This is a genomic window from Methylobacterium sp. 10, from assembly GCF_000519085.1.
Classification (GTDB): domain Bacteria; phylum Pseudomonadota; class Alphaproteobacteria; order Rhizobiales; family Beijerinckiaceae; genus Methylobacterium.
The window spans coordinates 2,856,728-2,881,557 of record NZ_KI912577.1 but is presented as its reverse complement, the minus strand read 5'-3'; the positions used below and the strand labels follow the sequence as shown (position 1 = coordinate 2,881,557).

Sequence of the window (24,830 nt, the reverse complement as noted above, 5' to 3'; positions counted from 1 at the left end):
GAGACCGCCATGACATCGGGCATCACCGGAGCTTCGAGCAGCTCCGCCATCACGAGCACGAAGACTGCCACTGGCGCTTCGCAAGAGATCGCCGGCAACTTCCAGCAGTTCCTGACCCTGCTGACGACGCAGCTCAAGAACCAAAACCCCATGGACCCCCTGGACACCAACCAGTTCACGCAGCAGCTCGTGCAATATGCCGGCGTCGAGCAGCAGCTGAAGTCGAACGACCGACTGGATTCGATCCTCAACAACGCGAAGGCCTCGAGCGCGGCCGCCGCAACAGGTTTCATCGGCCAGAGCGTGACGGCGGACGGGCGCGTCGCCAACTTGAAGGACGGTTCGGCCGTCTGGACCCTGACGCCGGCGCGTGCCGCCAAACAGGCGACGATGACGATCAGCGATGCCAAGGGCAACGTGGTGGCGACGCAGACGAAAGCCCTGACCGCCGGGGCACAGACTTTCGCCTGGGACGGGCGGTCCACCTCCGGTTTTACCTCCGCAAACGGCAGCTACTCGATCAAGATCGATGCCTTCGACGCCACTGGTGCACAGGTTAGTGTCGACACGCAGGTCGCCGGAAAAGTCGACGGCGTCGATCTCAGCGGCAGCGAACCGGTGCTGCTGATCGGCACTTCGCGGCTGCCGATATCGAGCGTGCAGAACATCGGAACCGGGTTGTCCACATGATCCTGGAAAAAACGAATCAGATGCAATCGATCCGCTTCAACATATCTTAAGCGGGCGCAAGTAGCTTCCAAGCTCGACAGGTCAGTCGAGTTGTAGAGCGTATCATGACCGAACCAAGCCGCCCGAGAGTCAAATACGTCATCGGGCCAGATGGAAGCCCGCTGACGATCGCGGATCTTCCGCCGACCACGACCAGACGATGGGTCATCCGCCGCAAGGCCGAAGTCGTCGCTGCCGTCCGCGGCGGTCTTCTCAGTCTTGAGGAAGCCTGCCAGCGTTATACCCTTACCACCGAGGAATTCCTGAGCTGGCAGTTCTCCATCGACCAGCACGGTCTGGCCGGATTGCGGACCACCCGTATTCAGCACTACCGCCATTGAGATCGAGAAGGGTCGGCATCCGGGCCTGGTTCCGGAAGTCTCCTTCGAGCAACGATCGCCTTGAAAAAGAACCGCGCCCTCCCCGGGGCGCGGTTCTTTCTGTTTCGGGCTCGGCTCGCGACGCGCGACCGCCGACCGACGTTTTTCTCTGCGTTAAGGAAATCGTTAACCGGACGCTAACCACGACCTGGGCAAATTTTGCCGAGCGAGCGCGGCCCTTCCGTCGCTCGGGTTCGGGTGGGTACGTCGCGTCGTGAAGTCCGTTCTCGAAGTGGTGACGAAGTTGGGACCGGCGCGGCTCGCGGCCATGGCGGCCGTGACGCTGACGTTGATCGGCTTCTTCGCCTTCGTGATCCTTCGCGTGTCGAAGCCCGATATGGGTGTCCTGTTCGCCGACCTGTCGATGCAGGATTCGGGCGCCGTCATCCGCGACCTCGATGCGCGCGGCATCAAGTACGAGACGCGCGGCGATGCCGGCCAGACCATCATGGCGCCTCGCGCCGACCTGCCCCGCCTACGGATGGACCTCGCCGGCAAAGGCCTGCCCAGCGCCACGGGCGTTGGCTACGAGATCTTCGACAAGGGCGATGCGTTCTCGTCCACCAACTTCGTCCAGAACGTCAATCACCTGCGCGCCCTGGAAGGCGAACTCGCGCGCTCCATCCGGGCCATCGGCCGGGTCCAGGCTGCGCGCGTCCACCTCGTCATTCCCGAGCGCCGCCTGTTCGAGCGCGACCGCGAAATGCCGAGCGCGGCCATCGTGCTCAAGCTCGTCGGCGACATGGACCCGTCCCAGGTCCGCGCCATCCGCCATCTCGCCGCCTCCGCGGTCGAGGGCCTGAAGCCCGAGCGGATCTCCATCGTCGACGAGCGCGGCCGCCTGCTGGCAGACGGGGCACGGGGCGCGGAGGCCGAGACCGGCGCCGGCATGGAGGAGAAGCAGGTCGGCCTCGAGCGCCGCCTGCGGTCCCAGATCGAGGAGATCGTGGCCGGCATCGTCGGCGCGGGCCGCTCGCGGGTCCAGGTCACGGCGGAACTCGATCGGAACCGCGTAGAGAGCCGCTCGGAGACCTTCGATCCCGAGAGCAAGGTCGTGCGCTCGACGCAGACCCGCAGCGAAAGCGCGCTCACGGGGGGCACCGAAGGCGCCGTGACCGTCGGAAACGAATTGCCGGGCGCCAACCAGACGAACCCGAATCCCAATTCGAAGGATTCCTCGAAGAAGGACGAGGAGACCACGAATTACGAGATCTCCCGCGTCACCAAGACGGTGATCGAGGAAGGCGGACGCCTGAAGCGCCTGTCGGTGGCGGTTCTCGTCGACGGCGCCTACGTCCCGGGAGCGGATGGGCGCCCCGTCTATCAGCCGCGCCCGGCCAACGACATCGAGCGGATCGCCACCCTGGTCCGCACCGCCATCGGCTTCGACAAGGACCGTGGCGATCAGGTCGAAGTGGTCAACCTGCGTTTCGCCGAGACGCCCGCGCCCGTCGAGTTCACCGAGCCTTCGCTGATCCAGTCGCTCATGGCTCCGTCGAAGGAGGACGTGATGCGCATGGTCGAACTGTCGGTGCTCCTTCTCCTGACGGTGATCGTTCTCCTCGCCGTAGTCCGTCCCCTCGTGCGCCGCGTCCTCACCGCCGAACCGACCCAGGCCATCCTGGTCTCGGGGCCGGCACTGGCTGGTGGCGAGCCCGGCGCCGATCCGATGCTGCCGGCTCGCGACAACCCCACCGCCCGCCTCGTCGACTTCGCTCAGCTGAACGGCAAGGTGCAGGCGGAGACCGTCCAGCGGGTGGTGGACATGGTCCGCGGCAGCCCGAGCGAGACGGTGGAGGTCCTGCGCAACTGGATTCACGACAGTTGAGCGGGTCGGCGACGGCATTCGAAGCGGCAACGGCAACGGCGAAGAGGAGTGAGGCATGGCCTCGGGTTTGACCGTCATCCCGGATCAGGATCTCGGCAAGGCGGGCTTGAGCGCCATGACCGGCGCGCAGCGCGCGGCTGCGCTTCTCCTTCTCCTCGGCGAGACGGAGGGCGCGCCGATCTGGCAGATGCTCGACGAGGAGGAGGTCAAGATGGTCTCCCACGCCATGGTCCAGCTCGGATCCCTGGAGGCGGAGACCGTCGAGAGGCTGATCGTGGACTTCGTCTCGCGGCTCTCCTCGGGCGGCGGCATCACCTCCAACTACGAGCGGACCGAGTCGCTGCTCCTCAAGATCTTTCCCACCGAGCAGGTCTCGGCGATCATGGCGGAGATCAAGGGCGCCTCGGGCAAGCGGGTCTGGGCGAGCCTGACGCAGATCGACCCGGAGATCCTCGCCTCGTTCCTGCGCAACGAATATCCGCAGACGGTCTCGGTGGTTCTGTCGAAGGTTCGCCCCGACTACGCGGCGAAGGTCCTGACGATCCTGCCCGAGGACTTCGCCATCGACGTCCTCAACCGCATGCTGCGGATGGAGACGGTGCAGAAGGAGGCCCTGCGCCACATCGAGGAGACCCTGCGCGTGGAGTTCGTCTCCACCATCGCGCAGACCACGCGGCGGGACGCCCACGAACTGATGGCGGACGTGTTCAACGCCTTCGACCGCCAGACCGAAGGCCGCTTCCTCGCGGCCCTGGACCAGGCCAATCGCGGCTCGGCCAAGAAGATCCGCCAGCTCATGTTCACCTTCGAGGACCTGCTGAAGCTCGATGCGGGCAGCGTTCAGACCCTCCTGCGCAAGGTCGACAACGACACCCTGTGCCGGGCCCTCAAGGGCGCCGACGAGCGGGTGCGCAGCTTCTTCCTCAAGAACATGTCCACCCGCGCGGCCAAGAACATCACCGACGAGATGGGCTCGCTCGGCCCGATCCGCCTCAAGGACGTCGATGAGGCCCAGGCCAAGATGACCGAGCTCGCCAAGGAACTGGCCGAGAAGGGCGAGATCATGATCGCCAAGTCCAGCGGCGAAGAGGAACTGGTCTATTGAACGCCCGCCGGTTCCTCTTCGACACCGATTTCCGGCCTCGCGAGGGTGCGACCGTCCCGCCGAAGGAAGCGGCGGCCCTGGCCGAGGCCGTGGCGCTGGCCCATGCCCGCGGCGTCCAGGAAGGCCGTGCCCAGGCCGAGGCCCAGGCCCAGGCCCGCATGGCCGACGCCCTCACCCGCGTCGGCCTCGCCGCGGCCGGCCTCATCGGTCAGGCCGACGCGCGGGATGCGGCCCGTGAGGAGGAGGCCCTGGCCTTCGCCGTCTCCCTGGCGCGACGCATCGCCGGCGATGCCCTCGACACGCAGCCCCTGGCGGCCATCGGCGACGCGGCGCGCGCGGCCCTGCAGCACCTGCGCGGCGTGCCGCATCTGGTGGTGCGCGTGAACGACAGGCTGGTGGACGAGGCCGAGACGCTCGTGAAGAGCCTCGCCCGCGAACGCGGCTTCGAAGGGCGCCTCATCGTCCTGGGCGAGCCCGATCTCGCCCCCGGCGATGCCCGGATGGAATGGGCCGATGGCGGCGTCGTGCGCGACCGCGCCCGTATCGAGGCCGCCGTGCTCGAAGCCATCGGTCATCCTCCCGAATCCTGATCCGTCGACGATCGCCCCCGCAACGCCCGCGACAGTGAAAGCCCGTGATGTCCGATAATTTCAGCCTGCCGCAGCTCAATGGCATCGACTCGTCCTTCGACGGACTCGGCTCCGAATCGATCCGCGAGGCGCCCACGACCCCGAAGAGCGCCGCCGACCTCGAACAGGTCTTCGACGTCCCCGTGGTGGTCTCGGCCGTGCTCGGCTCGTCGCGCATGCCCATCGGCGACCTGCTGCGGCTCCAGGCGGGCGCGGTGTTGGAGCTCGACCGCAAGGTCGGCGAGGCCATCGACATCTTCGTCAACAACCGCCTCGTCGCCCGTGGCGAGGTCGTCCTCGTCGAGGAGCGGCTCGGCGTGACGATGACCGAGATCATCAAGAGCGACCACTGATCCCGCCCGTCGCGCTGCTGCGCGAGGCACCACCTTCACAGGATACTAGACCATGCGGCTCCTCATCATCGGACGCTTGAGCGGCGAGCTCGTCACCGCCTCCAAGATCGCCATGAACCGCGGCGCGGCCGTGACCCATGCGGACGGGGTGGCACAGGGTCTCGCCGTCCTGCGCGCCAAGGGCGCCGACCTCGTCATGATCGACGTGTCGCTGCCGATCCGCGACCTCGTGTCGGCACTCGCCGACGAGCGCATCCGCACCCCGGTGGTCGCCTGCGGCGTCGCCACCGATGCCAAGGCGGCGGTGGCCGCGATCCAGGCCGGCGCCCGCGAATACATCCCTCTGCCGCCCGATCCCGAACTGATCGCCGCGGTGCTGCAGGCGGTCTCCGAGGATGGGCGCGCGTTCGTCTGGCGCGACGCCTCCATGGAGAAGGTGGTCAAGCTCGCCGAGCAGGTGGCGCGTTCCGAAGCCTCCGTGCTGATCACCGGCGAGAGCGGCACCGGCAAGGAGGTGCTGGCCCGCCACGTCCACATGAAGTCGACCCGTTCGAGCCGGCCCTTCGTTTCGGTCAATTGCGCCGCGATCCCCGAGGCACTCCTCGAATCCGAGCTGTTCGGCCACGAGAAGGGCGCGTTCACCGGTGCCGTCGCCCGCCGGATCGGCCGGTTCGAGGAGGCCAATGGCGGCACGCTGCTGCTGGACGAAATCTCGGAGATGGATGTCCGCCTGCAGTCGAAGCTGCTGCGCGCCCTGCAGGAACGGGTGATCGACCGCGTCGGCGGTACCGCGCCGGTGAAGGTGGACATCCGCGTGCTCGCCACCTCCAACCGCAACCTCATCGACGAGGTCCGCAAGGGCACGTTCCGCGAGGATCTGTTCTACCGGCTCAACGTGGTGCACCTGCGCCTGCCGCCGCTGCGCGAGCGCCCCGCCGACATCCTCGAACTCGCCACGCATTTCGCCAAGAAATACGCTGAGGTGAACGGCGTGCCGGTCCGGTCTCTCAGCCGCGAGGCACAGGCGATCATCCGCGAGAATCCGTGGCGCGGGAACGTGCGCGAACTCGAGAACACGCTCCACAGGGCGGTGTTGCTGGCGACGGGAGCGGAGATCGACGCCGACGCGATCTCGACCCCCGAGGGCGAATCCTTCGCCCGTTCCGCCGGACCGGTGGAGCGCGCCGCCCAGGTGGCCGAAGCGGCCACCCGCGGCCTCGTGGGGCGGACGGTGGCGCAGGTGGAATGCGAGCTCATCCTCGACACCCTCGACCATTGCCTCGGCAATCGCACCCATGCGGCCAAGATCCTCGGCATCTCGATCCGCACCCTGCGCAACAAGCTCAACGAATATGTCGATGCCGGCATCAGCGTCGCCGAACCCGGCAGTGTCAGGGCCGTGGCTGCCTATGGTTGAGTGGCGTGGAGCCGGCGAGGCGTCACGCCCCGTTGCCGCCCTTCCCCCTCATGGTTAGGTGTAGCGGCGGCGCCTTCCTTGGTGCGCCCGATGTGGAACAGGCACCCGGATTTGGCAAAGCACGAGAAGGACACGACCGTTCGGACGGCGAAGTCCGGCTATTCCGACATCGTCCTGGTCTGCGCGAAATGCACCAAGCGTGTCGGCCTGAAGAAGGACGAGATTCGGGGGAGGCTCAAGCGGGAGGTGAAGAGGCGCGGCCTCGGCGGGGTGACCCGCGTTGTGTCCACTGGCTGTCTCGGCCCCTGCCCGAAGCGGTTCGTGGCGGTGGCCACCTCCTTCAGTCTGTCGCGCAACCGCATCGTCCTGATCGACCCCGAGGGCAATGCCGAGCAGGCCCTCGATACGGTCTATCCTCCCGCCCGCCGGTCCGAGTGAATCGGTCTCCGATTTCAGCCCCAATGCCGCGATAGGACCGGTCCGAGTTCGATTGTGTGTCATAGGCGCAGCGCCCTGCCCGGCTCTTCGATGTGTCGCAGATTGTCATCGCGGAACCCGGGCCATGTCCGCGAAACCTGCTGAGAGAGGATCGTCCCCGTTGACGCTCGTCCATTTCGGAATTCCGGGCCTGTGACCCGCCACAGCGTGGCGCCTCCTCCCGCCCGGGCGGGAAGCGCGCGGCATGTCCTGCGCTACCTGCCCGTCCTGGGCACGGTGCTGGGCCTCGGCCTGGCGATCTGGCTCGTGGCGACCCACGATCTCGGCTCGGTGGCCGATGCCTTCGGACGGATCGGAATGGTCGGGTTGTCCGGCATCGTGCTGATGCGCGTCGTCGTCCTTTCCCTCTGCGGCTTCGCCTGGGAGCGGGTGCTGAACCGGCTCTCGGCCACTGCCGAGGCGGGTGCCTTCCTCATCCTGCGTTTCGTGCGGGACGGGATCAACGTGCTCCTTCCGGTGGCCTCCGTCGGAGGTGACGTCGTCGGCGGAAGGCTCCTCACCTTCTGGGGTGTGCCGGGGACGCTCGCCGCGGCCTCGATCCTCGTGGACATGCTGATCCAGGTCGGTACGCAGGCCCTGTTCGTCCTCGTCGGCGTCGCCCTGCTGATGCAGATGGAGGGCGAGTCCGCCGCGTCCCTCGCCGCCTGGGCGCTGCGGGCGCTGGGCGTCACCGCCGTCGTGCTCGCCGCCTTCTTCCTGTTCCAGCGCAGCCCGCTCATGCGCGGCGTCGAGCGCCGCATCGTCGAACTCGGCCGGCGCTTCCTGCGCGACGAGAACGAGGCGGCGCCCGGCTCGGCGCCCACCGACGCGGGTGTGCATGGCGCCCTCGACACGGTCTGGGCTCCGAAGCGCTGGCCCCTGCTGCTTCAGGGCGTCGTTCTCCACCTCCTCGCCTGGATGCTCGGCGCCGCGGAGATCTGGATCGCGCTGACCTGCATGGGCGTGGGGGGCGTGGGTCTCGCCGAGGTGATCATCATCGAGGCCCTGAGCCAGGCCATCAAATCGGCGGCCTTCCCGGTGCCGAGCGGCCTCGGGGTTCAGGAAGGCGGGTTCGTCTTGGTGGGCGGCCTGTTCGGCATCGATCCCGGCACCGCCATCGCCCTGTCGTTGGCCAAGCGCGTGCCGGACGTGGTGCTCGGCCTGCCCTCCCTGATCCTATGGCAGACCCTGGAGGCCCGCCGGGCGACGATCCTGCCGCCGCGCGGCTGATCTCCCGTCAGGTCGCGATCGTCGCCACCGATCCGCCATCGACACGCAGATTGGCGCCGGTGATGAAACTGGCCTGTTCGGAGCAGAGGAAAGCCACGGCCGCTGCAACCTCCTCTGCCCGTCCCCGACGCTTGGCCACCATGCCGGGGCGTTCCTCGTCGAGGAAGCTCGCGATCGCTTCATCGACGGACGTGCCGTTGTCCTCCGCCCGCTTCTTCATCATGGCGTCGGTCATGGGCGTCGCGATGAAGGCGGGGGCGACGGTGTTCACCAAGACGCCATCCGGCCCATAGGCCTTGGACAGACCCTTGGCGAGGCTGAGAATTCCGGCCTTGGCGGCGCAATAGGGCAGTTCCTCGACATAGGGCTGCACAGCGTCCTCCGAGGCGAACAGGACGATGCGCCCCCACCCGGCCTCGCGCATGCCGGGGATGAAGGCGCGCGTCACTCGCACCGCCGCCATCAGGTCGGTCTGGATCGTCTCCAGCCAATCCTCGTCGGTCAGGTCGAGGAAATCACCCGTGGCGCCGGTGATGCCGGCGGCATTCACCAGGATCGTCGGCGCTTCACCGAAGGCCTCTCGTGCCTTGATCGCGAGGGCTTCGACCTCGACCCGCTCCGTGAGGTCGGCCGCCACCGCCACCACGGCGCCGAGGCTGGAAAGTCCGGCGGCCGCCTTCTCCAACGCCTCGGGGACCTTGTCGCAGAGGACGACCTTGGCGCCCTCCTTGAGGAGTAGTTCGGCAGTGGTGTGGCCGATGCCGGAATCGCCCCCGGTGACCAACGCCACCCGTCCCTTGATGCCGAAATTCATCGCTCGCTCCGCTGACCGCGTTGGCCCGACCGGGACAATCTGGTCTCCGATCGATCATGTGCGGGCCAACCCGGATCGGGCCGGGGGTGTTCCGGGTTGTGCGGATGTGGCGGAGCGGGCGGATGTCCGGTGCGCGTGGACGACTACGGCTCCCCCGAATCCTCGCAGAAGCGGAGGCTGTTCCCGAACGGGTCGGTGACCGTCATGACCAGCCCCCAGGGCAGGCTCTCTATGCCCGGCTTGGCATGGACATAATTCCGGGCGCTGAGTTCCGCCTGAAAGGCGTGAATGCCGGCCATCCGGACGAAGGTCGTCGAGCCCGGCGTCGCATCGCCGTGATGTCCGCTGAGATGCAGGATCAGGCCCGCGCGCGAGACCTGGGCGTAGAGCGGGAAATCGTCGCCGAAGCGATGCTCCCAATCGAGGGTGAAGCCGAGGAAATCGACGTAGAACTCGCGCGCCTTGGCCTCGTCGAAGATCCGCAGGATCGGACAGGTCTGGTCGAAGCGAATCTCGCCGTCTGGCCCCTTCGTCGGTGTCATCGCCTCATGCTCCTCAGGCGATCGTATCGGGCTCGGCCAGCAACCCATCGACGAAGTCGGCGAGACCGGTGTTGCGAGCCCGCTTCAGGCGCTCCGCGGTGAGGATGCCCTTCAAGGCGTGGAAAGCATCGTCGAGATCATCGTTGACGAGGACATAGTCGTATTCGACCCAGCGCTGGATCTCGATGCGGGAATTGGCGAGGCGCTTCTCGATGGTCTCGGGCGAATCCTCGGCCCGGCGCTCGAGCCGGTGGCGCAACTCGGCGAGGCTCGGCGGCAGGATGAACACCGTCACCACGTCCTCGGCGAGCTTCGCCCTCACCTGGCGCGTGCCCTGATAGTCGATGTCGAAGATCATGTCCCGGCCCGCACCGAGGACCTTCTCCACCGGGCGGCGCGGCGTGCCGTAGAAATTGCCGTGGACTTCCGCCCATTCGAGGAGGTTGTCGGCGCCGCGCAGGGCGTCGAAGGCCTCGCGGTCGATGAAGTTGTAGTGCTTGCCGTCGATCTCGGAGGGCCGGCGCTGACGCGTCGTCACCGAGATCGAGAGGTCGAGCCCCCATTTCGGGTCACTGGCGACCGCGCGCGTGAGCGTCGTCTTTCCCGCTCCCGAGGGCGAGGACAGGATGAGGATGAACCCGCGCCGCTCGATCGTCGTGGCCTGCATGTCCGAAAAAACCTACTCGACGTTCTGAACCTGCTCGCGGAATTGCTCCACCACGGCCTTCAAGTCGAGTCCGATCCGTGAAAGTGCGATGTCTCCGGCCTTCGCGCAGAGGGTATTTGCCTCGCGGCCGAGCTCCTGGGCCAGGAAATCGAGCTTGCGGCCGATGGCGCCGCCGTTGGCCAACAACTCCCCGACGCTGTCGAGATGGGCGCTCAGGCGGTCGAGTTCCTCGCGAACGTCGGCTTTCGCGGCGATGAGGACGGCCTCCTGGTGCAGGCGGTCGGGATCGAGCCCGCCAGCCTCCATCAGCGCGGCGATGCTGGCCGACAGCCGCGCCTTCACCGCCTCGGGCTGGCGGCCGGGGCAGGCCTCGGCGGCTTGGCGGAGGCGGGACATGGCGACGAGCTGTCCCTCGATGATGGCGCGCAACTGGCGACCTTCGGCGCGGCGCGCCTCCACGAGGTCGGCCACGAGGCGGACGACGCCCTCGGCGAGATCGTGGGCGAGGGTGTCGGATTCCGCCGCCGGCTCGTCCTCGGATTCGATGACGCCGCGGATGCCGAGCAAGCCGTCGAGGGAGGCCGGGGCGAGGCCTTCGGGGCGCGGAACGCGGGCGATGGCGGCGGCGAGTTCGGCCAGCAGGGTCTCGTTGATGCGCACCCGCGCCCTGGCATCGGGCCGGGTGAGGTTGAGCGAGAGCTGGCACTGGCCCCGCGTCAGGGTCTTCTGCAGGGCGGTGCGGGCGACCTCGCCCAGAGCCTCTAGGCCATTGGGCACGCGCAGGCGCACGTCGAGCCCGCGCCCGTTCACGCTGCGGACCTCCCAGGCCCACTGGACCGGGCCGGTGATGCCCGTGGCCCGGGAAAAGCCCGTCATGCTGGAGAGGATCATGGTCGAGAGCCGTGGTCGAGAATGGCGGTCGGTCGCCGGGATTGCCCTCTCCCCGCCGGCCCTACGACATTCATACATCTGGCGGGCGGCTCGGGTCCCCTCTCCTGGAAGGAGAGGGGCAGGGTGAGGTGTGCGACTTCTCCGGAGATGGACCACACCTCACCCCAGCGCTCTCCTTCCAGGAGAGGGTGCCCGTCACGCATGTCGAACCCTCGTTGGATACAGAGAACAGTCGTCGAGCTGATCTGTGAATCCCGTCGCCGCGAGCGGCGAGAGGGTATGCACGCGGCAGGCGGGCGTCTCATTGCGGCTTCAGCGCCGGGACGCTCTTGGCCGAGTTGAGGTCGAAGGTCTTGTTCCGCAGCGGGTCGAGCTTGGTGCCTTCCGACGCGTCGAAGGCTTTCGGGCGCGGGGCCGACGGGTCCGGGGCGCTGCCCGCGAAGTTGGTGCCGTCCGGCGCGTAGGCCGAGGCCCGGCCCGGGACGGCCGAGGGATCGGCCGGCGGTTCGGCCTTGTCCACGGGGGCAGCATCGGTGGGCGTCTCCTTACGGGCGCGTTCCACCTGACGCCAGCGGGCGACGTTGCGGGAATGGCCCTCCAGGCTGTCGGCGAAGGCGTGGCCGCCGGTGCCGTCGGCGACGAAGTAGAGATCCTTGGTGCGCGACGGGTTGGCGACGGCCTCCAGCGCCGCGCGGCCGGGATTGGCGATGGGGCCCGGCGGCAGACCCTCGATGACGTAGGTGTTGTAGGGGGTCGCCCGGTCGATCTCGGAGCGCTGGATGCCGCGCCCCAGGGTGCCGCGTCCGCCCACCAGCCCGTAGACGATGGTGGGGTCCGATTGCAGCTTCATCCGCTTGTTGAGGCGGTTGACGAAGACGCCGGCCACGCGCGGACGCTCGTCGGCCCGGCCGGTCTCCTTCTCGACGATGGAGGCAAGCGTCACCATCTCGGCCGGAGTCTTCACCGGGATCTCGGCCGAGCGGCGCAGCCAGATCTGGTTCAGTACCTCGCGCTGCTTGGCGCGCATCAGGTTGACGATCTGCTGGCGGGTGGCACCGCGCTCGAACTTGTAGGTGTCGGGCAGGAGCGACCCCTCCGGCGGGATCTCGTTGATGTCGCCCGTGAGGATGTCGTTGTCGTTGAGGCGCACCACGATCTGCTCGGAGGTCAGCCCTTCGGGGAAGGTGACGGCGTGCTGCACCTGCCGGCCGGTGGCCAGGGTCTCGATGGTGTCGCCGATGCTGGCATGGGCCTTGAAGGTGTACTCGCCGGCCTTCAGGGCCTTGCCGGAGAAGCGGGAGGCCCATTCGAACAGGGCGGTATGGCTGATGACGCCCTCGCGGCTGAGCGCGTCGGCGATCTCGGAGGTGCCGCTGCGGGGCGGGATGACCACGACCTTGTCGGCAGCGAGCGGGCCGGGCTCGCGGATCTGCCGGTCGAACAGAGTCACGCCGATCATCGCAGCGATGGCGAGGACCACGGCGGCGGTGAGCAGGCCGCTGATCGTGCTCAGCAATCCGCCGCGCTCGCGAATGGGGCGCTGGGGCGGAGGCGGCGCGGCCGTGGGCTTGATCGCCTCGCTGGGGCTGCGCGGGGACACCCGGTGCGGCAGGGACGGCTCGTCGGACGGGGCCGCTATCGCCGCCTGATCCGGGTCTTTGCGCTTGCGGAAGAACATGGACATCCTGTTCGAGCCTCGCCTCTCGCCAACCTTGTCTCGGCCCGACGATGCGGTCGTCGTGTCGTCCTGGCCGACCGGGGGCCATGGGTTCCACGAGACCCAGACCAGGAGACTCAGGCCGAGAGACTCAGGCAGTGAGGTGCCGGCGCATGGATGGGCTTCTCGCAACGAAGCCGCAGGATCCGTGCGTCAAACCTGACTACACCCGGGCGGGCGGGTTGTACGAGCTGGATTGAACCGGTTTTGTGGCAAAAAGGCGTATTATCGCTCTGTCGTCACGGCCGCGCTCCCGTTCCCCACCGCTCTGCGGCGTGACCGGACGAAGCGTGTGAGGACGGCTCCCACCGGGCGCTCGAACAGGCGGTACGACACCAGGGCCATCAGGATCGCGATCATGGCCGTGGCCACTTTGGCGGTCAGCGTGGTGCCGAGGATCTTCGCCGCGGCGGAGATGACGATGCCGTGGAGCAGGTAGAGCGAGTAGGATGCGTCGCCGCCGATCTCCAGCGCCCGCAACCCGGACGGCCACCGTCCCGCCCGCTCGATGGCCAGCGCGCCGCAGACGATGAGGAAGGCCGGGACGCCCCAGGTGAGCAGGCGGTAGTACTGGTCGTAGATTCCGAGGCTTGCGAGCTCTCCGAGCCAGATCACGCCGATACCGAGCATCGCCAGGCCCTTGCCGATGCCCGAGGGCCGCACCCGAGTGGCGAGCGCGAGCCCGGCGGCGAATTCCAGGAGCAGGGGCGTGGTCCATTGGCGGAGGATCGCGTCCGATGGCTGGAAGACCGCGCCCGCAAGCGCCAGCAGGGCGAGGGACGCGGCGGCGAAGCGGATCGGCGTCCCGAGGAAGAGGCCCGCCGCGAAAAGCGCGTAGAACAGCATCTCCACGTTCAGGGTCCAGCCGACGGGCACGATGGGCCAGAGATCGCCACCCGCTTCGAAATAGGGAATGAACAGCAAGGACTTCGCGAGGCTCGGCGGATCGACGGTGATCCGGCTGAATACTCCCAGGACGGACACCGCGCTGAGGAACAGCGTCACCGCCCAATACAGCGGCACGACACGGATGATCCGCTTCGCGAGGAAGGTCGACGGCGTCTCCCCGACGCCGATCGTCCCCATGATGAAGCCCGATATGACGAAGAAGATGTCGATGCCCACGGCACCGACGATGAAGTTCCCATCGGCCAGATGGAATGCCATGACGAGGAGGGCCGCGACGAAGCGAAGGGCCTGGATCGAGCGGTAATGCGGCATGGTCGTTCTCGGTGATGTCCCGGCCGATATCCGGGCGATCCCGACGGAAACGTCGGACCGGGCCCGGTCTTCAGACCCGGCGCATCACCAAGCTCGCATTCGTGCCGCCGAAGCCGAACGAATTCGACAGTACGACATCCACCTGCTTGCGCTTGGCCTCGTGCGGCACGAGGTCGATGGCCGTCTCCACCGAGGGCGTGTCGAGGTTGAGGGTCGGCGGCATCACGCCGTCGCGGATGGTGAGGATCGAGAAGATCGCCTCGATGGCACCGGCTGCACCGAGCAGGTGGCCCACGGCCGACTTGGTGGAGGACATGGCGGCCTTGGCGGCGTGCTCACCGAGCAGGCGCTCCACGGCCTTGAGTTCGAGCTCGTCGCCCATGGGCGTCGAGGTACCGTGGGCGTTGATGTAGTCGATGTCGGACGCCTGGATGCCGGCGCGCTTCACCGCGGCGCTCATGCAGCGGAAGGCGCCGTCGCCGTCCGGGGCCGGCGAGGTGATGTGATAGGCGTCGCCGGTAAGGCCGTAGCCGACCACCTCGGCGTAGATCCGGGCACCGCGTGCCCTGGCGTGTTCGTATTCTTCGAGCACCACGACGCCGGCACCCTCGCCCATAACGAAGCCGTCGCGGTCCTTGTCGTAGGGTCGGGAGGCCTTGGTGGGCTGGTCGTTGAAGCCGGTGGAAAGAGCGCGGCAGGCGGCGAAGCCCGCGAGCGCCAGCCGGTTCACCGGGGATTCGGCGCCGCCGGCCACCATCACATCGGCATCGCCGAACTGGATCAGCCGGGCGGCGTCGCCGATGGCGTGCGCCCCGGTGGAGCAGGCGGTGACCACCGCGTGATTCGGCCCCTTAAGGCCGTGGGCGATGGAGACCTGCCCGGAGGCGAGGTTGATGATTCGGCCGGGAATGAAGAACGGCGAGATCCGTCGCGGCCCCTTGTCGTGCAGGGTCACGGAGGCGTCGTAGATGCCCCCGATCCCGCCGATGCCGGAACCGATCATCACGCCGGTGGCGCATTGATCCTCATGGCTCTTGGGGTGCCAGTCGGCATCGTCCAGGGCCTGGCCGGCGGCGGCCATGGCATAGACGATGAACGGATCGACCTTGCGCTGCTCCTTCGTCTCCATCCATTGGTCCGGATTGAAGGTGCCGTCGCTGCCGTCTCCGAACGGGACCGAGCACGCGATGCGGCAGGCGAGATCGGACACGTCGAAGGCTGTCACCTGCGACGCTCCGCTGTCTCCCGCGATCAACCGGCTCCAGGTGGCCTCGACCCCGCTTCCCAGCGGCGTCACCATACCCAAGCCCGTCACCACAACCCGACGCATCGCGTTATCCCGAACCAGTCCCGTCATGTCACTGTCGTTGGGCGCGCGGGGTCCCGTGGGCCCCGCTCCTCGCGCCTTTCGTTCCGTCGCGCTTACGCGGAGTTCTTCTCGAGGAACTTCACGGCATCGCCGACCGTCTGGATGGTCTCGGCAGCGTCGTCGGGGATTTCGACGTTGAACTCTTCCTCGAAGGCCATCACGAGCTCGACGGTGTCGAGGCTGTCGGCACCGAGGTCATCGATGAAGTTGGCGCCCTCGACCACCTTTTCCGGCTCCACGCCGAGGTGCTCGACAACGATCTTCTTCACGCGCTCAGCGATATCGCTCATCGTTCTTGGTCCTTAGTTATTCGATCGTGATGGTGAAGGCGCCGTGGCCGCCGTCCCGCTGGTGCGGATCTCTAGAGCGGCCGGTGTCCGATCGCGCGTGGTCTTGAGAACCCGCAACGCGCTGAACCGTCAACCCCCCTCGCACGGCAGCCGGGGTGGTAGCACAGGGTTTTGGCGCTGGCGAGGGCCGGTTCACAAACCGTTCATCGCCGTGGCTTTTTCCCGGACAATCGGCGGGTTTTCCTGCCTAAGCAGGTTCGCATTGGCAAGCCAACGCTTCACCTCGCTTAAGCCTTTCAAGTGTCGCAGGTTCTGGAATGCGAAACCGGTGACCACTTTTGCTGAACCTGCTTAGGGTGGCGCGACACCCGCTCAGTACATCGCCATGCCGCCGTTCACGTGCAGGGTCTGGCCGGTGACGTAAGCGGCCTCGTTCGAGGCGAGGTAGACGGCCGCGGCCGCGATCTCCTCGCCGGTGCCGAGGCGGTTCATCGGCACGCGGGTGAGGATGCCCTCGCGCTGCTTCTCGTTGAGGGCGTCGGTCATCGGCGAGGTGATGAAGCCCGGCGCGATGCAGTTGACGGTGAGGTTGCGGGTGGCGACCTCGGCCGCCATGGCCTTGGTCATGCCGACGAGGCCGGCCTTGGCGGCGGCATAGTTCACCTGCCCCGGATTGCCGGTGGCGCCGACCACGGAGCCGATATTGACGATGCGGCCGTGGCGCCGCTTCATCATGCCCTTCACCGCTGCCCGCGAGAGGCGGAAGGCGGCCGAGAGGTTCACCGCGATCACCGCGTCCCACTCGTCGTCCTTCATCCGCAGGAGAAGGTTGTCGCGGGTGATGCCGGCATTGTTGACAAGGATGTCGAGGCCGCCCAGGGCGGCTTCCGCCGCCGGCACCAGGGCCTCGACGGCGTCCTTGTCGGAGAGGTTGCAAGTCAAGGCATGGACGCGCTCGCCGCCGAGTTCGGACGCGAGTGCATCCAGCGCTTCGGCGCGGGTGCCGGAGACGGCGACGGTGGCGCCCTGGGCGTGGAGCGCCCGGGCGATGGCGCCGCCGAGGCCGCCGGTCGCGCCGGTGACGAGGGCCTTGCGGCCGGTCAGGTCGAACATGGGCAATCCTGTTGTCAGCTGAGCGTCGGGAAGGCGGCTACGTCGTCGGGCGTGCCGACGGGGGTGGCGGTGGCACCGGGGGCGATCCGTTTGACGAGGCCGGAGAGCACCTTGCCGGTGCCGATCTCGTGGAACTGGTCGATGCCGGAGGCGGCCATGGCGGCGATGCATTCGCGCCAGCGTACGGTGCCCGTTACCTGGGCGACGAGGGCTTGACGGATGGCGGCCGGCTCCAGCACCGGCGCGGCCAGGACATTGGAATAGACCGGCACCAGGGGGGGCTTCATCGCCACCCGGGTCAGGGCGTCCTGCATCGCCTCCGCCGCCGGCACCATCAGCGAGCAGTGGAACGGCGCCGAGACGTTGAGCATCACCGCGCGCTTGATGCCGCGACCTTGCGCGATCGCCACCGCGCGCTCCACGGCAGCCTTCGCGCCGGAGAGCACCACCTGCCCCGCGCCGTTGTCGTTGGCAACGTCGCAGACTTTGCCCTCGGAGGCCTCCGCGGCGATGGACCCGGCCAGTTCGGCATCGGCGCCGATGAGGGCGGCCATGGCGCCGGCACCCGGCGCAACCGCGCCCTGCATCGCCTCGCCGCGGATGCGCAGCAGGCGGGCGGTGTCGGCCAGGGTGAAGGTCCCGGCGGCGGCGAGCGCCGTGTACTCGCCGAGGGAATGGCCGGCCACCGCTGCCACGTCGCGGACGAGATCGAGACCTCGTGTCGCCTGGAGCACGCGCAGGGTGGCGATGCTGGCCGCCATCAGGGCCGGCTGGGCGTTGGCGGTGAGGGTCAGCTCCTCCACCGGTCCCTCGAACATCAGCGTCGAGAGCGACTGGCCGAGCGCCTCGTCGACCTCGGCGAAGACCGCCCTCGCCTGGGGAAATGCCTCCGACAGGGCCCGGCCCATGCCCACGGCCTGGCTACCCTGGCCTGGAAAGATGAATGCGCGCGCCATGGTCATGTTCTCGCACGGAAAGGGCGGCGCAGTCGCACCGCCCGCCCCGGGTGTCAACACGAGGCCCCGCCATCGCGGGCCGAAGTCAGGCTTCGTTCAAGGCGTCAGGCTTCGTTGAAGAAGTCCACCACGCCGGTATCGAGGCTGTAGGAGGCGCCGACAATGCGCAGCTTGCCCGCCTTCAGCGGATCGAGGAGGGCGGGCTCGGAGGCCGTGCGCATGCGGTTGACGACCCGGTCGACATTGGCGCGCACGCAATTCTCGATGAAATCGCCGGGCTTGCCGCGGGCGGACAGCACCGCCGGCACGATCGGCTCGATCATCCGGCCGATGGAGCCGGGATAGACGGTGTTGTTCTCCACCACGTCGGCCGCCGCCAGCACCGCGCCGCAGCGGCTGTGGCCCATCACCAGCACCAGAGGAACGCCGAGCTGCGACACGGCGTATTCCACCGATCCGAGGGCGGCGGTATCGGCGGTGTTGCCGGCGTTGCGGACGATGAAGAGCTCGCCGAGACCGCGCCCGAACAGGATCTCAGGCGAGACGCGGGAATCCGAACAGCTCACCAGCACGCAGAACGGCGTCTGCCCGAGGGCGATCTCGATCCGGCGGTCGCGGCCCTGCACCGAGCGGACGGGGCTGTCGGTCTTGTAGAGGCGGTTGCCTTCCTTCAGCAGGTCCAGGGCCTGGTCGGCGCTGAGATCGGTCTTCTTCGTGGACGGACTGGCGGCGAGCCCGAGATTCGGCAGGGCGGTGGCGGCGAAGGCCGCTGCGCCGAGCCGGCAGGCGCAGTCGAACAGTTTACGGCGACTGAAACTGGTGGTCATGAGTAGGGGAACCTCCGTAACCCGCGCCGAATCGTGCGGACCCGTGAGGCATGGTTAGCGACGGGCACCCCGGTTGTCTCCGGGGCGATCGGCTGCGCCAGCCGGGCGGATGGATCGGGCGCCTCGTTCGTGGCGCGAGCCGCGCCCCGAGGTTTAAACGGAGAGCGTTCCCGCGCATCGGCTTGTTGCGGCGCGTGAGGCGGTGTATGGAGCCCGTTCAATCTCTATATTCCCGGTCTATGGAAGGAGCCCTCCCGCATGGCTCGCGTCACCGTTGAAGACTGCATCGACAAGGTCGAGAACCGCTTCGAGCTCGTGCTGCTCGCGAGCCACCGCGCCCGCCTGCTCGCCGCCGGCGCGCCGCTGACCATCGATCGCGACCGCGACAAGAACCCGGTCTGCGCGCTCCGCGAGATCGGCGACGCAACGATCACGGCCGACGACCTCAAGGAACAGCTCATCCACTCGATGCAGAAGTATGTCGAGGTCGACGAGCCGGAGGCCGAGACGGTGCCGCTCCTGTCGAGTTCGCCGGCCGCCGCCGCCGTGGCGCCGCAATCTTCCAGCGACGACGGCGCCGTCCAGTTCGACCGGATGAGCGAAGAGGACCTGTTGCGCGGCCTCGAGAACCTCGCTCCGCCGACCGAGACGGACGAAGAGGCCGAGTGATCGGACGACACGCTTTTTACTGACGTTCCTGCGAAAACCCGGCCCGGCGCCGGGTTTTTTTGTTTTTCGGCGAGAGAAACCGGTGTCATGCGGCGCCATGGGTCTGGCGTGCCCGGTCGCGATGCGGGACAACGAAGACAGAGGCGGGCAGCGACGATGTGTGAAGGGTGTTGCGGCGGATGATGCGCCAGTACGAGCTCGTGGAGCGGGTGAGGCGTTACAACCCCGCCGTGAACGAGGCCCTTCTCAACCGCGCCTACGTCTACGCCATGCGGGCCCACGGCACGCAGAAGCGGGCATCGGGCGATCCCTTCTTCGCCCATCCCCTGGAAGTCGCGGCGATCCTCACGGATCTTCGGCTCGACGACGCGACCATCGTCGCCGCCGTCCTCCACGACACGGTGGAGGACACTGCCGCCACCCTCGACGAGATCCGCGAGCTCTTCAGCCCCGAGATCGGCGCCCTGGTGGACGGGCTGACGAAGCTCAAGCGCCTCGACCTCGTGTCGAAGCGCGCGGTCCAGGGCGAGAACTTCCGCAAGCTGCTGCTCGCCGTGGCGGCGGATGTGCGCGTGCTCCTGGTGAAGCTCGCCGACCGCCTGCACAACATGCGCACGCTCCATCACATGAAGCTGGAGAAGCGCGAGCGGATCGCCCAGGAAACCCTGGACATCTACGCGCCGCTCGCCGGCCGCATGGGCATGCAGGAACTGCGCGAGGAACTCGAAGACCTCGCCCTGCGCAACCTCAAGCCCGAGATCTACGCGACGATCACACAACGTCTGGCCGATCTCGCCGTGAAGTCGGAGCGCCTGGTGGAGAGCATCGAGCGGGATCTGACCGCCAAGCTCGCCGCGCAGGGCATCAACGCCGTGGTCACCGGCCGGCAGAAGCGGCCCTATTCCATCTCTGCCAAGATGGAACGCAAGTCGGTCGCCTTCGAGCAATTGTCGGACATCTTCGGGTTCCGCGTCATCGTCGAGTCGCTGTCCGAATGCTACGGGGCGCTGGGCGTCGTCCATACCACCTGGCCGATGGTTCCGGGCCGCTACAAGGATTACATCTCGACCCCGAAGCAGAACGATTACCGTTCGATCCACACTACGGTGATCGGCCCGAAGAGCCAGCGCGTCGAGCTGCAGATCCGTACCGCGGCCATGGACGAGATCGCCGAGTACGGCATCGCCGCGCACGCCCATTACAAGGAGAGCGGCGGCAGGGACGAGATCGGCGGCGTGCATCCGCGCCTCGCCACGGAGAGCGGCGCCTATCAATGGCTGCGCCGGACCATCGAACTCCTGGCCGAGGGCGACAGCCCGGAAGAGTTCCTGGAGCATACGAAGCTCGAACTGTTCCAGGATCAGGTGTTCTGCTTCACGCCCAAGGGGCGTCTCATCGCCCTGCCGCGCGGCGCGACGCCGATCGACTTCGCTTATGCCGTCCATACCGATGTCGGCAACACGGCGGTGGGGGCCAAGATCAACGGCCGTATGGCGCCGCTGCTGATCGAACTCGTCAACGGCGACGAGGTCGAGATCGCGCGGGCGGACGGGCAGTCGCCCCCGGCGGCCTGGGAATCCCTCGTGGTCACCGGCAAGGCCCGCGCCGCGATCCGGCGGGCGACGCGTTCGGCCGTGCGCCGGCAATATGCCGGCCTCGGCCGCCAGATCCTCGATCGTGCCTTCGAGCGGGCGGCCAAGAGCTTTTCCGAGGACAAGCTGCGGGGTGCGCTTCCCCGCCTGGCACGCCAGAGCACGGAGGACGTGTTCGCGGCGGTGGGCCGTGGCGAGATGTTCTCGGGCGACGTGGTGCGCGCGGTCTACCCCGACCACAAGGACGAACGCCGCACGGGCCCGGCCGCACTGCAGCAGCCCATGGATGACGGGGCGGGGCGTCTCAGCCTCGCCAAGGGGCAGGCCATGCGCCTGACGTTCCCCGAAGGCGCCGCCGATATGGGCCGGGCCGACGCCATCCCGATTCGCGGTCTCGACAACGACCTGCCGGTGAGCTTCGCCCCGAATGGCGGCGCGGTGCCTGGAGACCGCATCGTCGGCATCCTCACCCCCGGCGTCGGGGTGACGATCTATCCGATCCAGTCGGCGGCGCTCGCCGCCTTCGACAACGAGCCGGCGCGCTGGCTCGACGTGCGCTGGGACGTCGAGGCGGGCGGGAGCGAGCGGTTTCCCGCGCGCCTCGCCCTGCAATCGATCAACGAGCCCGGTGTCCTCGCCCAGATCGCGCAGGTCATCGCCGATCACGACGGCAATATCGACAACGTCTCAATGAAGCGGCGCACCCAGGACTTCACCGAGATCGTCATCGACCTCTCCGTCTGGGACCTGAAGCACCTCAACGCCATCGTCGCCGAGCTGCGTGGAAAGCGCACCGTGAGCAAGGTCGACCGCGTCAACGGCTGAACGGTCGAATTACCGCATAGCGCGTCGTCGGCCAGGACAGGGGCGGCAGTACGGCTGACCGCGCGCCGGGTAACACCCAGTTTACCATGCACCGACGCAGCGAGGCGCCCGGCGTGGCGGGGCGCCTTGCGCCTCGTGTTCCGCACTGCCACAAACGCCGCCCTACCCTCTCATCCCAGGAGCACCCCACTCATGACGCCAGACGCGGTGCTCGCCGAATTCCGCGAGGCGGGGGCCCTCCTCGAAGGGCATTTCGTCCTCAGTTCCGGGCTCCATTCCGGCGTCTTCCTGCAGAAGATGGCGATCTTCTCCGACCCGGTCCGGACGGAGCGCCTGTGCAAGGCCCTGGCGGAGGTCATCGTAGCCCGTTTCGGCCACGTCGACATCGTGGTGTCTCCCGCCATCGGCGGCATCGTGCCCGGTTACGAGACGGCCCGCCATCTCGGGGCCCGCGCCATCTTCGTCGAACGCGATCCCGGCGGGCCCTTCTCCCTGCGTCGCGGCTTTAGCATCCCGGCCGGCCAGCGCGCGGTGATCGTAGAGGATATCGTGACCACGGGCCTCTCCGCCCGCGAATGCCTCTCGTCCCTCCAGGCCGAGGCCGGGGAGGTCATCGGCGCAGCCTGCCTCATCGACCGTTCGGGCGGGCGCGGCGAAATCGGCCTCCCCCTCGTCTCCCTGGTCACCCTCGACATTCCGGTCTATCCTGCTGACGCACTGCCGCCGGAACTCGCCGCGCTGCCCGTCGTCAAGCCCGGCAGCCGAGTGCAGGTATCCAGCTGATTATAAGTAAAATCGATAACTTAAGGTGGTCGTTTGTATGGTATGCAATTAGGCATATCAGTTGCGCAGAGTGGAATATTCTAGGCACGTCCAGCTTTCATCCGCTTTTTCCGGCGATTGCATGCCGGACATGGTTGACAAACGCCTCGCTCGGACAATAGCAAAGGATAGGATTGTCGGTTGGTTTCGGTGGTCTGCGAATTCTTAAATTTTATCAGCGACTCAGTATAGTAAGATAAAATAATTTCGGACCAAAAAGTATTGGGGTTGGCAAGTCTTTTTTTGGAGCGTTGAGCTTTAAGACTTCCCTGCCTTACAAGTGAAAAATCCCATGAGAAAATGGATCGTCCAATGAGCGCACAGCAGCGCAGCGCCCTGTTCATTGACGGGGCAAATCTTTATGCAGCGACCAAGGCACTCGGTTTCGATATCGATTATCGCCGGCTGCTCAAGGAATTTCAGGCTCGCGATAACTTGATACGAGCTTTCTACTACACCGCGATGGTGGAAGATCAAGAATATTCATCAATCCGTCCGCTGATCGACTGGCTTGACTATAACGGCTACCGGGTCGTGACGAAACCGGCCAAGGAATTCACCGATTCCGCCGGCCGTCGCAAGATCAAGGGCAACATGGACATCGAGCTGGCCATTGATGCCCTCGAACTCGCGCCCCGCATCGACCACATGGTGCTGTTCTCCGGCGACGGCGATTTCCGCTCATTGGTGGAAGCGATGCAGCGGCGCGGCGTCCGAGTCACCGTCGTCTCTACGATCCAGACACAGCCAGCCATGATCGCCGACGACCTTCGTCGGCAGGCCGACGAGTTCGTCGACCTCGTCCATCTCATTCCACGGGTCGGTCGCGACCCCGGCGAGCGTGGCGTTCGGAGCCAGGGCGACGGTCCGCCGCGCGGTCCGCGCGAGTTGCCGAGAGATATTCCGCGAGACCTGCCGCGAGAGGTGGCCGAACGGCCACCGGCGCGTCCCAATCCCGGTCTGGAAACCCGCTATGGTATCCGCCAGGGCGATGACGCGACCGAACAGTAGCGGCACCCATCGCCGAGGAAGCGCGGCAAGCCGTCTCCCCGGCACCGATCCGGACCATCGCTCTCAGCCCGCGGCGTCCGCGCCATGCGCCGAGAGCTCCGTCTCCAACCGGGAGGCATGCGCGAAGAAACGGCGGCGGACATCCGCCGCATAGGGGTTCGCGCGCTCGATCGCGTCGAAGACCTCGGGCGCATCGTGCCGGACCATGCCGACTGCCTGCATCAGCAGGTCGAAGCTCTTCGTCGTCATCCGGGTCGGCAGCGGCTCCATCTCGACGAAGACCTTGGCGATGAGACGGGTCAGCCCCTGGACCGAGGCAACGGCTCTGTCATGCGCCTCCGGGTCCGTGAGGATGACATCGAGGCCGAGATGCTTGCACAGGAAAGCCGCAGCGCGCCAGCCTCCCCTCCCCCGGATCGGACATACGGCAATCTTCAGCCCCCTCACGCCCGAACGCGCGCTTTGCGGGCCGAAGAGCGGATGCGTCGCGACGATCTCCACGTGATCGGGCAACCCTTCCGCCATGATCCTAGCTGCGACCATCTTCACCGAACCGACATCGAGGACGAGGGCGCCCGGACGCAGGTGAGGTCCGATGGCGGAAACCACCTCGGCGAGCTTGGAGACCGGAGCGGCCAGGACCACGACGGGACAGGCGGCCGCCTTGGCCAGGGAGCCGAGCCGCGCCCCGGCCTCACGTGCCCCTTGCGGCCCACTGGATTCACACATCTGCTCGACAGCCGTTCCCTGGATCCAAGGGGGTTCGACATGAGGCGCAGCGGAACTCCCTCTCCTGGAAGGAGAGGGCTGGGGTGAGATGTGATCCATCTCCGGAGAGGTCGCACACCTCACCCTGTCTTTCTCCTTCCAGGAGAGGGGACCCGTGGTGCCCGCGAGGTGTGTGAACATCGTAGCCTTGACGGAGAGGGTTGGGGCGAGGCGTGGTCCATCTCCGGAAAGGTCACACACCTCACCCTGTCCCTCTCCTTGCAGGAGAAGGGACCCGAGCGGCCCGCGAGATGTCTGAGTATCGTCGACTTGCGGCAGGGCGGGATCGTAGGCGTGCAGCGGAAAATGCCGCTCGAGATGCTTGGCGATCAGCCGTCCGAACGCGCCGAAGCCGATGATCCCGACGGGAATGGTCGATGAAGGGGAGATGACACAAGACACGGAACTGACCTCGATGGAGCCGAGGAGCCAGCGGTCTTGGAAAGAGGGTCAACCGCCGACGACCGGGGCGGTTGAGACGTGACAGAGCACCTCGCCGCTAGGGGAGCGGCGGATAATCGAGACCGGAGAGGATCGGGCTCGTCGTCATGGGCGGTGTCGTGGCAGGACAGGCATCGCCCGTCAACG

Annotated in this window: 26 protein-coding genes; 13 read left to right on the top strand and 13 right to left on the bottom strand. The window is 67.2% G+C overall.

Annotated elements, in window-relative coordinates; all coding sequences use genetic code 11:
* Nucleotides 1–9 precede the first annotated feature (9 nt).
* From K368_RS0113340 to K368_RS0113300, 9 genes are all read left to right on the top strand, one after another.
* Entirely contained in the window at nucleotides 10–690 is a 681-nt protein-coding gene (locus K368_RS0113340; RefSeq protein ID WP_027172843.1) for a flagellar hook capping FlgD N-terminal domain-containing protein, read from the top strand.
* A 104-nt stretch (nucleotides 691–794) separates the two neighbouring features.
* Nucleotides 795–1,070: a DUF1153 domain-containing protein gene (locus tag K368_RS0113335; RefSeq protein ID WP_018044452.1), complete on the top strand. Its 276-nt coding sequence runs from the start codon at nucleotides 795–797 to the stop codon at nucleotides 1,068–1,070.
* 253 nt (nucleotides 1,071–1,323) lie between these two features.
* On the top strand, nucleotides 1,324–2,937 hold the full coding sequence (fliF, locus tag K368_RS0113330; protein ID WP_027172842.1) for a flagellar basal-body MS-ring/collar protein FliF: 1,614 nt from the start codon (nucleotides 1,324–1,326) through the stop codon (nucleotides 2,935–2,937).
* 55 nt (nucleotides 2,938–2,992) lie between these two features.
* Nucleotides 2,993–4,042 carry a flagellar motor switch protein FliG gene (gene fliG, locus K368_RS0113325; RefSeq protein ID WP_027172841.1) on the top strand — a complete coding sequence of 350 codons (1,050 nt, stop codon included), beginning with the start codon at nucleotides 2,993–2,995 and terminating at the stop codon, nucleotides 4,040–4,042.
* The gene (locus K368_RS0113320; protein WP_027172840.1) at nucleotides 4,039–4,632 is read left to right on the top strand and encodes a FliH/SctL family protein; all 594 of its coding nucleotides are present in this window, start codon (nucleotides 4,039–4,041) and stop codon (nucleotides 4,630–4,632) included. Before fliG ends, K368_RS0113320 begins: the two co-directional genes overlap by 4 nt.
* Nucleotides 4,633–4,679: 47 nt before the next feature.
* Nucleotides 4,680–5,024: a flagellar motor switch protein FliN gene (fliN, locus tag K368_RS0113315; protein ID WP_027172839.1), complete on the top strand. Its 345-nt coding sequence runs from the start codon at nucleotides 4,680–4,682 to the stop codon at nucleotides 5,022–5,024.
* Between the two features lie 52 nt (nucleotides 5,025–5,076).
* Complete coding sequence (locus tag K368_RS0113310; protein ID WP_027172838.1) at nucleotides 5,077–6,441, top strand: sigma-54 dependent transcriptional regulator; 1,365 nt, start codon at nucleotides 5,077–5,079, stop codon at nucleotides 6,439–6,441.
* 111 nt (nucleotides 6,442–6,552) lie between these two features.
* On the top strand, nucleotides 6,553–6,879 hold the full coding sequence (locus K368_RS0113305; RefSeq protein ID WP_027172837.1) for a (2Fe-2S) ferredoxin domain-containing protein: 327 nt from the start codon (nucleotides 6,553–6,555) through the stop codon (nucleotides 6,877–6,879).
* A 192-nt stretch (nucleotides 6,880–7,071) separates the two neighbouring features.
* Entirely contained in the window at nucleotides 7,072–8,148 is a 1,077-nt protein-coding gene (locus K368_RS0113300; RefSeq protein WP_051439870.1) for a lysylphosphatidylglycerol synthase domain-containing protein, read from the top strand.
* Nucleotides 8,149–8,155: 7 nt separating this feature from the next.
* On the opposite strand, the gene K368_RS0113295 is transcribed toward K368_RS0113300, so the two are convergent.
* The 12 genes from K368_RS0113295 to K368_RS0113245 all read right to left on the bottom strand — a co-directional run bounded on the left by K368_RS0113295 (nucleotide 8,156) and on the right by K368_RS0113245 (nucleotide 18,555).
* A complete protein-coding gene (locus tag K368_RS0113295; protein WP_027172835.1) occupies nucleotides 8,156–8,962 on the bottom strand; it encodes an SDR family oxidoreductase in 807 nt (268 codons plus the stop codon).
* Between the two features lie 143 nt (nucleotides 8,963–9,105).
* The gene (locus tag K368_RS0113290; RefSeq protein ID WP_027172834.1) at nucleotides 9,106–9,504 is read right to left on the bottom strand and encodes a glyoxalase superfamily protein; all 399 of its coding nucleotides are present in this window, start codon (nucleotides 9,502–9,504) and stop codon (nucleotides 9,106–9,108) included.
* A 13-nt stretch (nucleotides 9,505–9,517) separates the two neighbouring features.
* Nucleotides 9,518–10,171, bottom strand: coding sequence for a guanylate kinase (gene gmk / locus K368_RS0113285; RefSeq protein WP_027172833.1), 654 nt, complete (start codon nucleotides 10,169–10,171; stop codon nucleotides 9,518–9,520).
* Between the two features lie 12 nt (nucleotides 10,172–10,183).
* Nucleotides 10,184–11,062, bottom strand: coding sequence for a YicC/YloC family endoribonuclease (locus K368_RS0113280; protein ID WP_027172832.1), 879 nt, complete (start codon nucleotides 11,060–11,062; stop codon nucleotides 10,184–10,186).
* A gap of 301 nt (nucleotides 11,063–11,363) precedes the next feature.
* Complete coding sequence (mltG, locus tag K368_RS0113275) at nucleotides 11,364–12,740, bottom strand: endolytic transglycosylase MltG (protein ID WP_027172831.1); 1,377 nt, start codon at nucleotides 12,738–12,740, stop codon at nucleotides 11,364–11,366.
* Between the two features lie 264 nt (nucleotides 12,741–13,004).
* The gene (locus K368_RS24635; protein WP_036266289.1) at nucleotides 13,005–14,000 is read right to left on the bottom strand and encodes an acyltransferase; all 996 of its coding nucleotides are present in this window, start codon (nucleotides 13,998–14,000) and stop codon (nucleotides 13,005–13,007) included.
* A 70-nt stretch (nucleotides 14,001–14,070) separates the two neighbouring features.
* Complete coding sequence (gene fabF, locus K368_RS0113265; RefSeq protein ID WP_027172830.1) at nucleotides 14,071–15,330, bottom strand: beta-ketoacyl-ACP synthase II; 1,260 nt, start codon at nucleotides 15,328–15,330, stop codon at nucleotides 14,071–14,073.
* Between the two features lie 92 nt (nucleotides 15,331–15,422).
* On the bottom strand, nucleotides 15,423–15,659 hold the full coding sequence (locus tag K368_RS0113260) for an acyl carrier protein (protein WP_018044468.1): 237 nt from the start codon (nucleotides 15,657–15,659) through the stop codon (nucleotides 15,423–15,425).
* A 192-nt stretch (nucleotides 15,660–15,851) separates the two neighbouring features.
* Nucleotides 15,852–15,995 (bottom strand): hypothetical protein, encoded by a 144-nt coding sequence (locus K368_RS26660; protein ID WP_155935132.1) that lies wholly within the window; start codon nucleotides 15,993–15,995, stop codon nucleotides 15,852–15,854.
* Between the two features lie 36 nt (nucleotides 15,996–16,031).
* On the bottom strand, nucleotides 16,032–16,772 hold the full coding sequence (gene fabG / locus K368_RS0113255; RefSeq protein ID WP_027172829.1) for a 3-oxoacyl-[acyl-carrier-protein] reductase: 741 nt from the start codon (nucleotides 16,770–16,772) through the stop codon (nucleotides 16,032–16,034).
* 14 nt (nucleotides 16,773–16,786) lie between these two features.
* Entirely contained in the window at nucleotides 16,787–17,728 is a 942-nt protein-coding gene (gene fabD / locus K368_RS0113250; protein ID WP_027172828.1) for an ACP S-malonyltransferase, read from the bottom strand.
* A gap of 104 nt (nucleotides 17,729–17,832) precedes the next feature.
* Nucleotides 17,833–18,555, bottom strand: a complete 723-nt coding sequence (locus K368_RS0113245) for a carbonic anhydrase (RefSeq protein ID WP_027172827.1) — start codon at nucleotides 18,553–18,555, stop codon at nucleotides 17,833–17,835.
* Between the two features lie 258 nt (nucleotides 18,556–18,813).
* Here K368_RS0113245 and rpoZ point away from each other — a divergent pair, with 258 nt between their 5' ends.
* From rpoZ to K368_RS0113225, 4 genes are all read left to right on the top strand, one after another.
* The gene (rpoZ, locus tag K368_RS0113240; protein ID WP_018044472.1) at nucleotides 18,814–19,224 is read left to right on the top strand and encodes a DNA-directed RNA polymerase subunit omega; all 411 of its coding nucleotides are present in this window, start codon (nucleotides 18,814–18,816) and stop codon (nucleotides 19,222–19,224) included.
* Between the two features lie 179 nt (nucleotides 19,225–19,403).
* On the top strand, nucleotides 19,404–21,641 hold the full coding sequence (locus tag K368_RS0113235; protein WP_027172826.1) for a bifunctional (p)ppGpp synthetase/guanosine-3',5'-bis(diphosphate) 3'-pyrophosphohydrolase: 2,238 nt from the start codon (nucleotides 19,404–19,406) through the stop codon (nucleotides 21,639–21,641).
* A 192-nt stretch (nucleotides 21,642–21,833) separates the two neighbouring features.
* Complete coding sequence (pyrE, locus tag K368_RS0113230) at nucleotides 21,834–22,424, top strand: orotate phosphoribosyltransferase (protein ID WP_027172825.1); 591 nt, start codon at nucleotides 21,834–21,836, stop codon at nucleotides 22,422–22,424.
* A 351-nt stretch (nucleotides 22,425–22,775) separates the two neighbouring features.
* On the top strand, nucleotides 22,776–23,474 hold the full coding sequence (locus tag K368_RS0113225) for an NYN domain-containing protein (RefSeq protein ID WP_027172824.1): 699 nt from the start codon (nucleotides 22,776–22,778) through the stop codon (nucleotides 23,472–23,474).
* A gap of 63 nt (nucleotides 23,475–23,537) precedes the next feature.
* Here K368_RS0113225 and K368_RS24630 read toward each other — a convergent pair whose 3' ends face one another.
* Nucleotides 23,538–24,203 carry a prephenate dehydrogenase/arogenate dehydrogenase family protein gene (locus tag K368_RS24630; protein WP_051439869.1) on the bottom strand — a complete coding sequence of 222 codons (666 nt, stop codon included), beginning with the start codon at nucleotides 24,201–24,203 and terminating at the stop codon, nucleotides 23,538–23,540.
* Nucleotides 24,204–24,830: the final 627 nt, after the last annotated feature.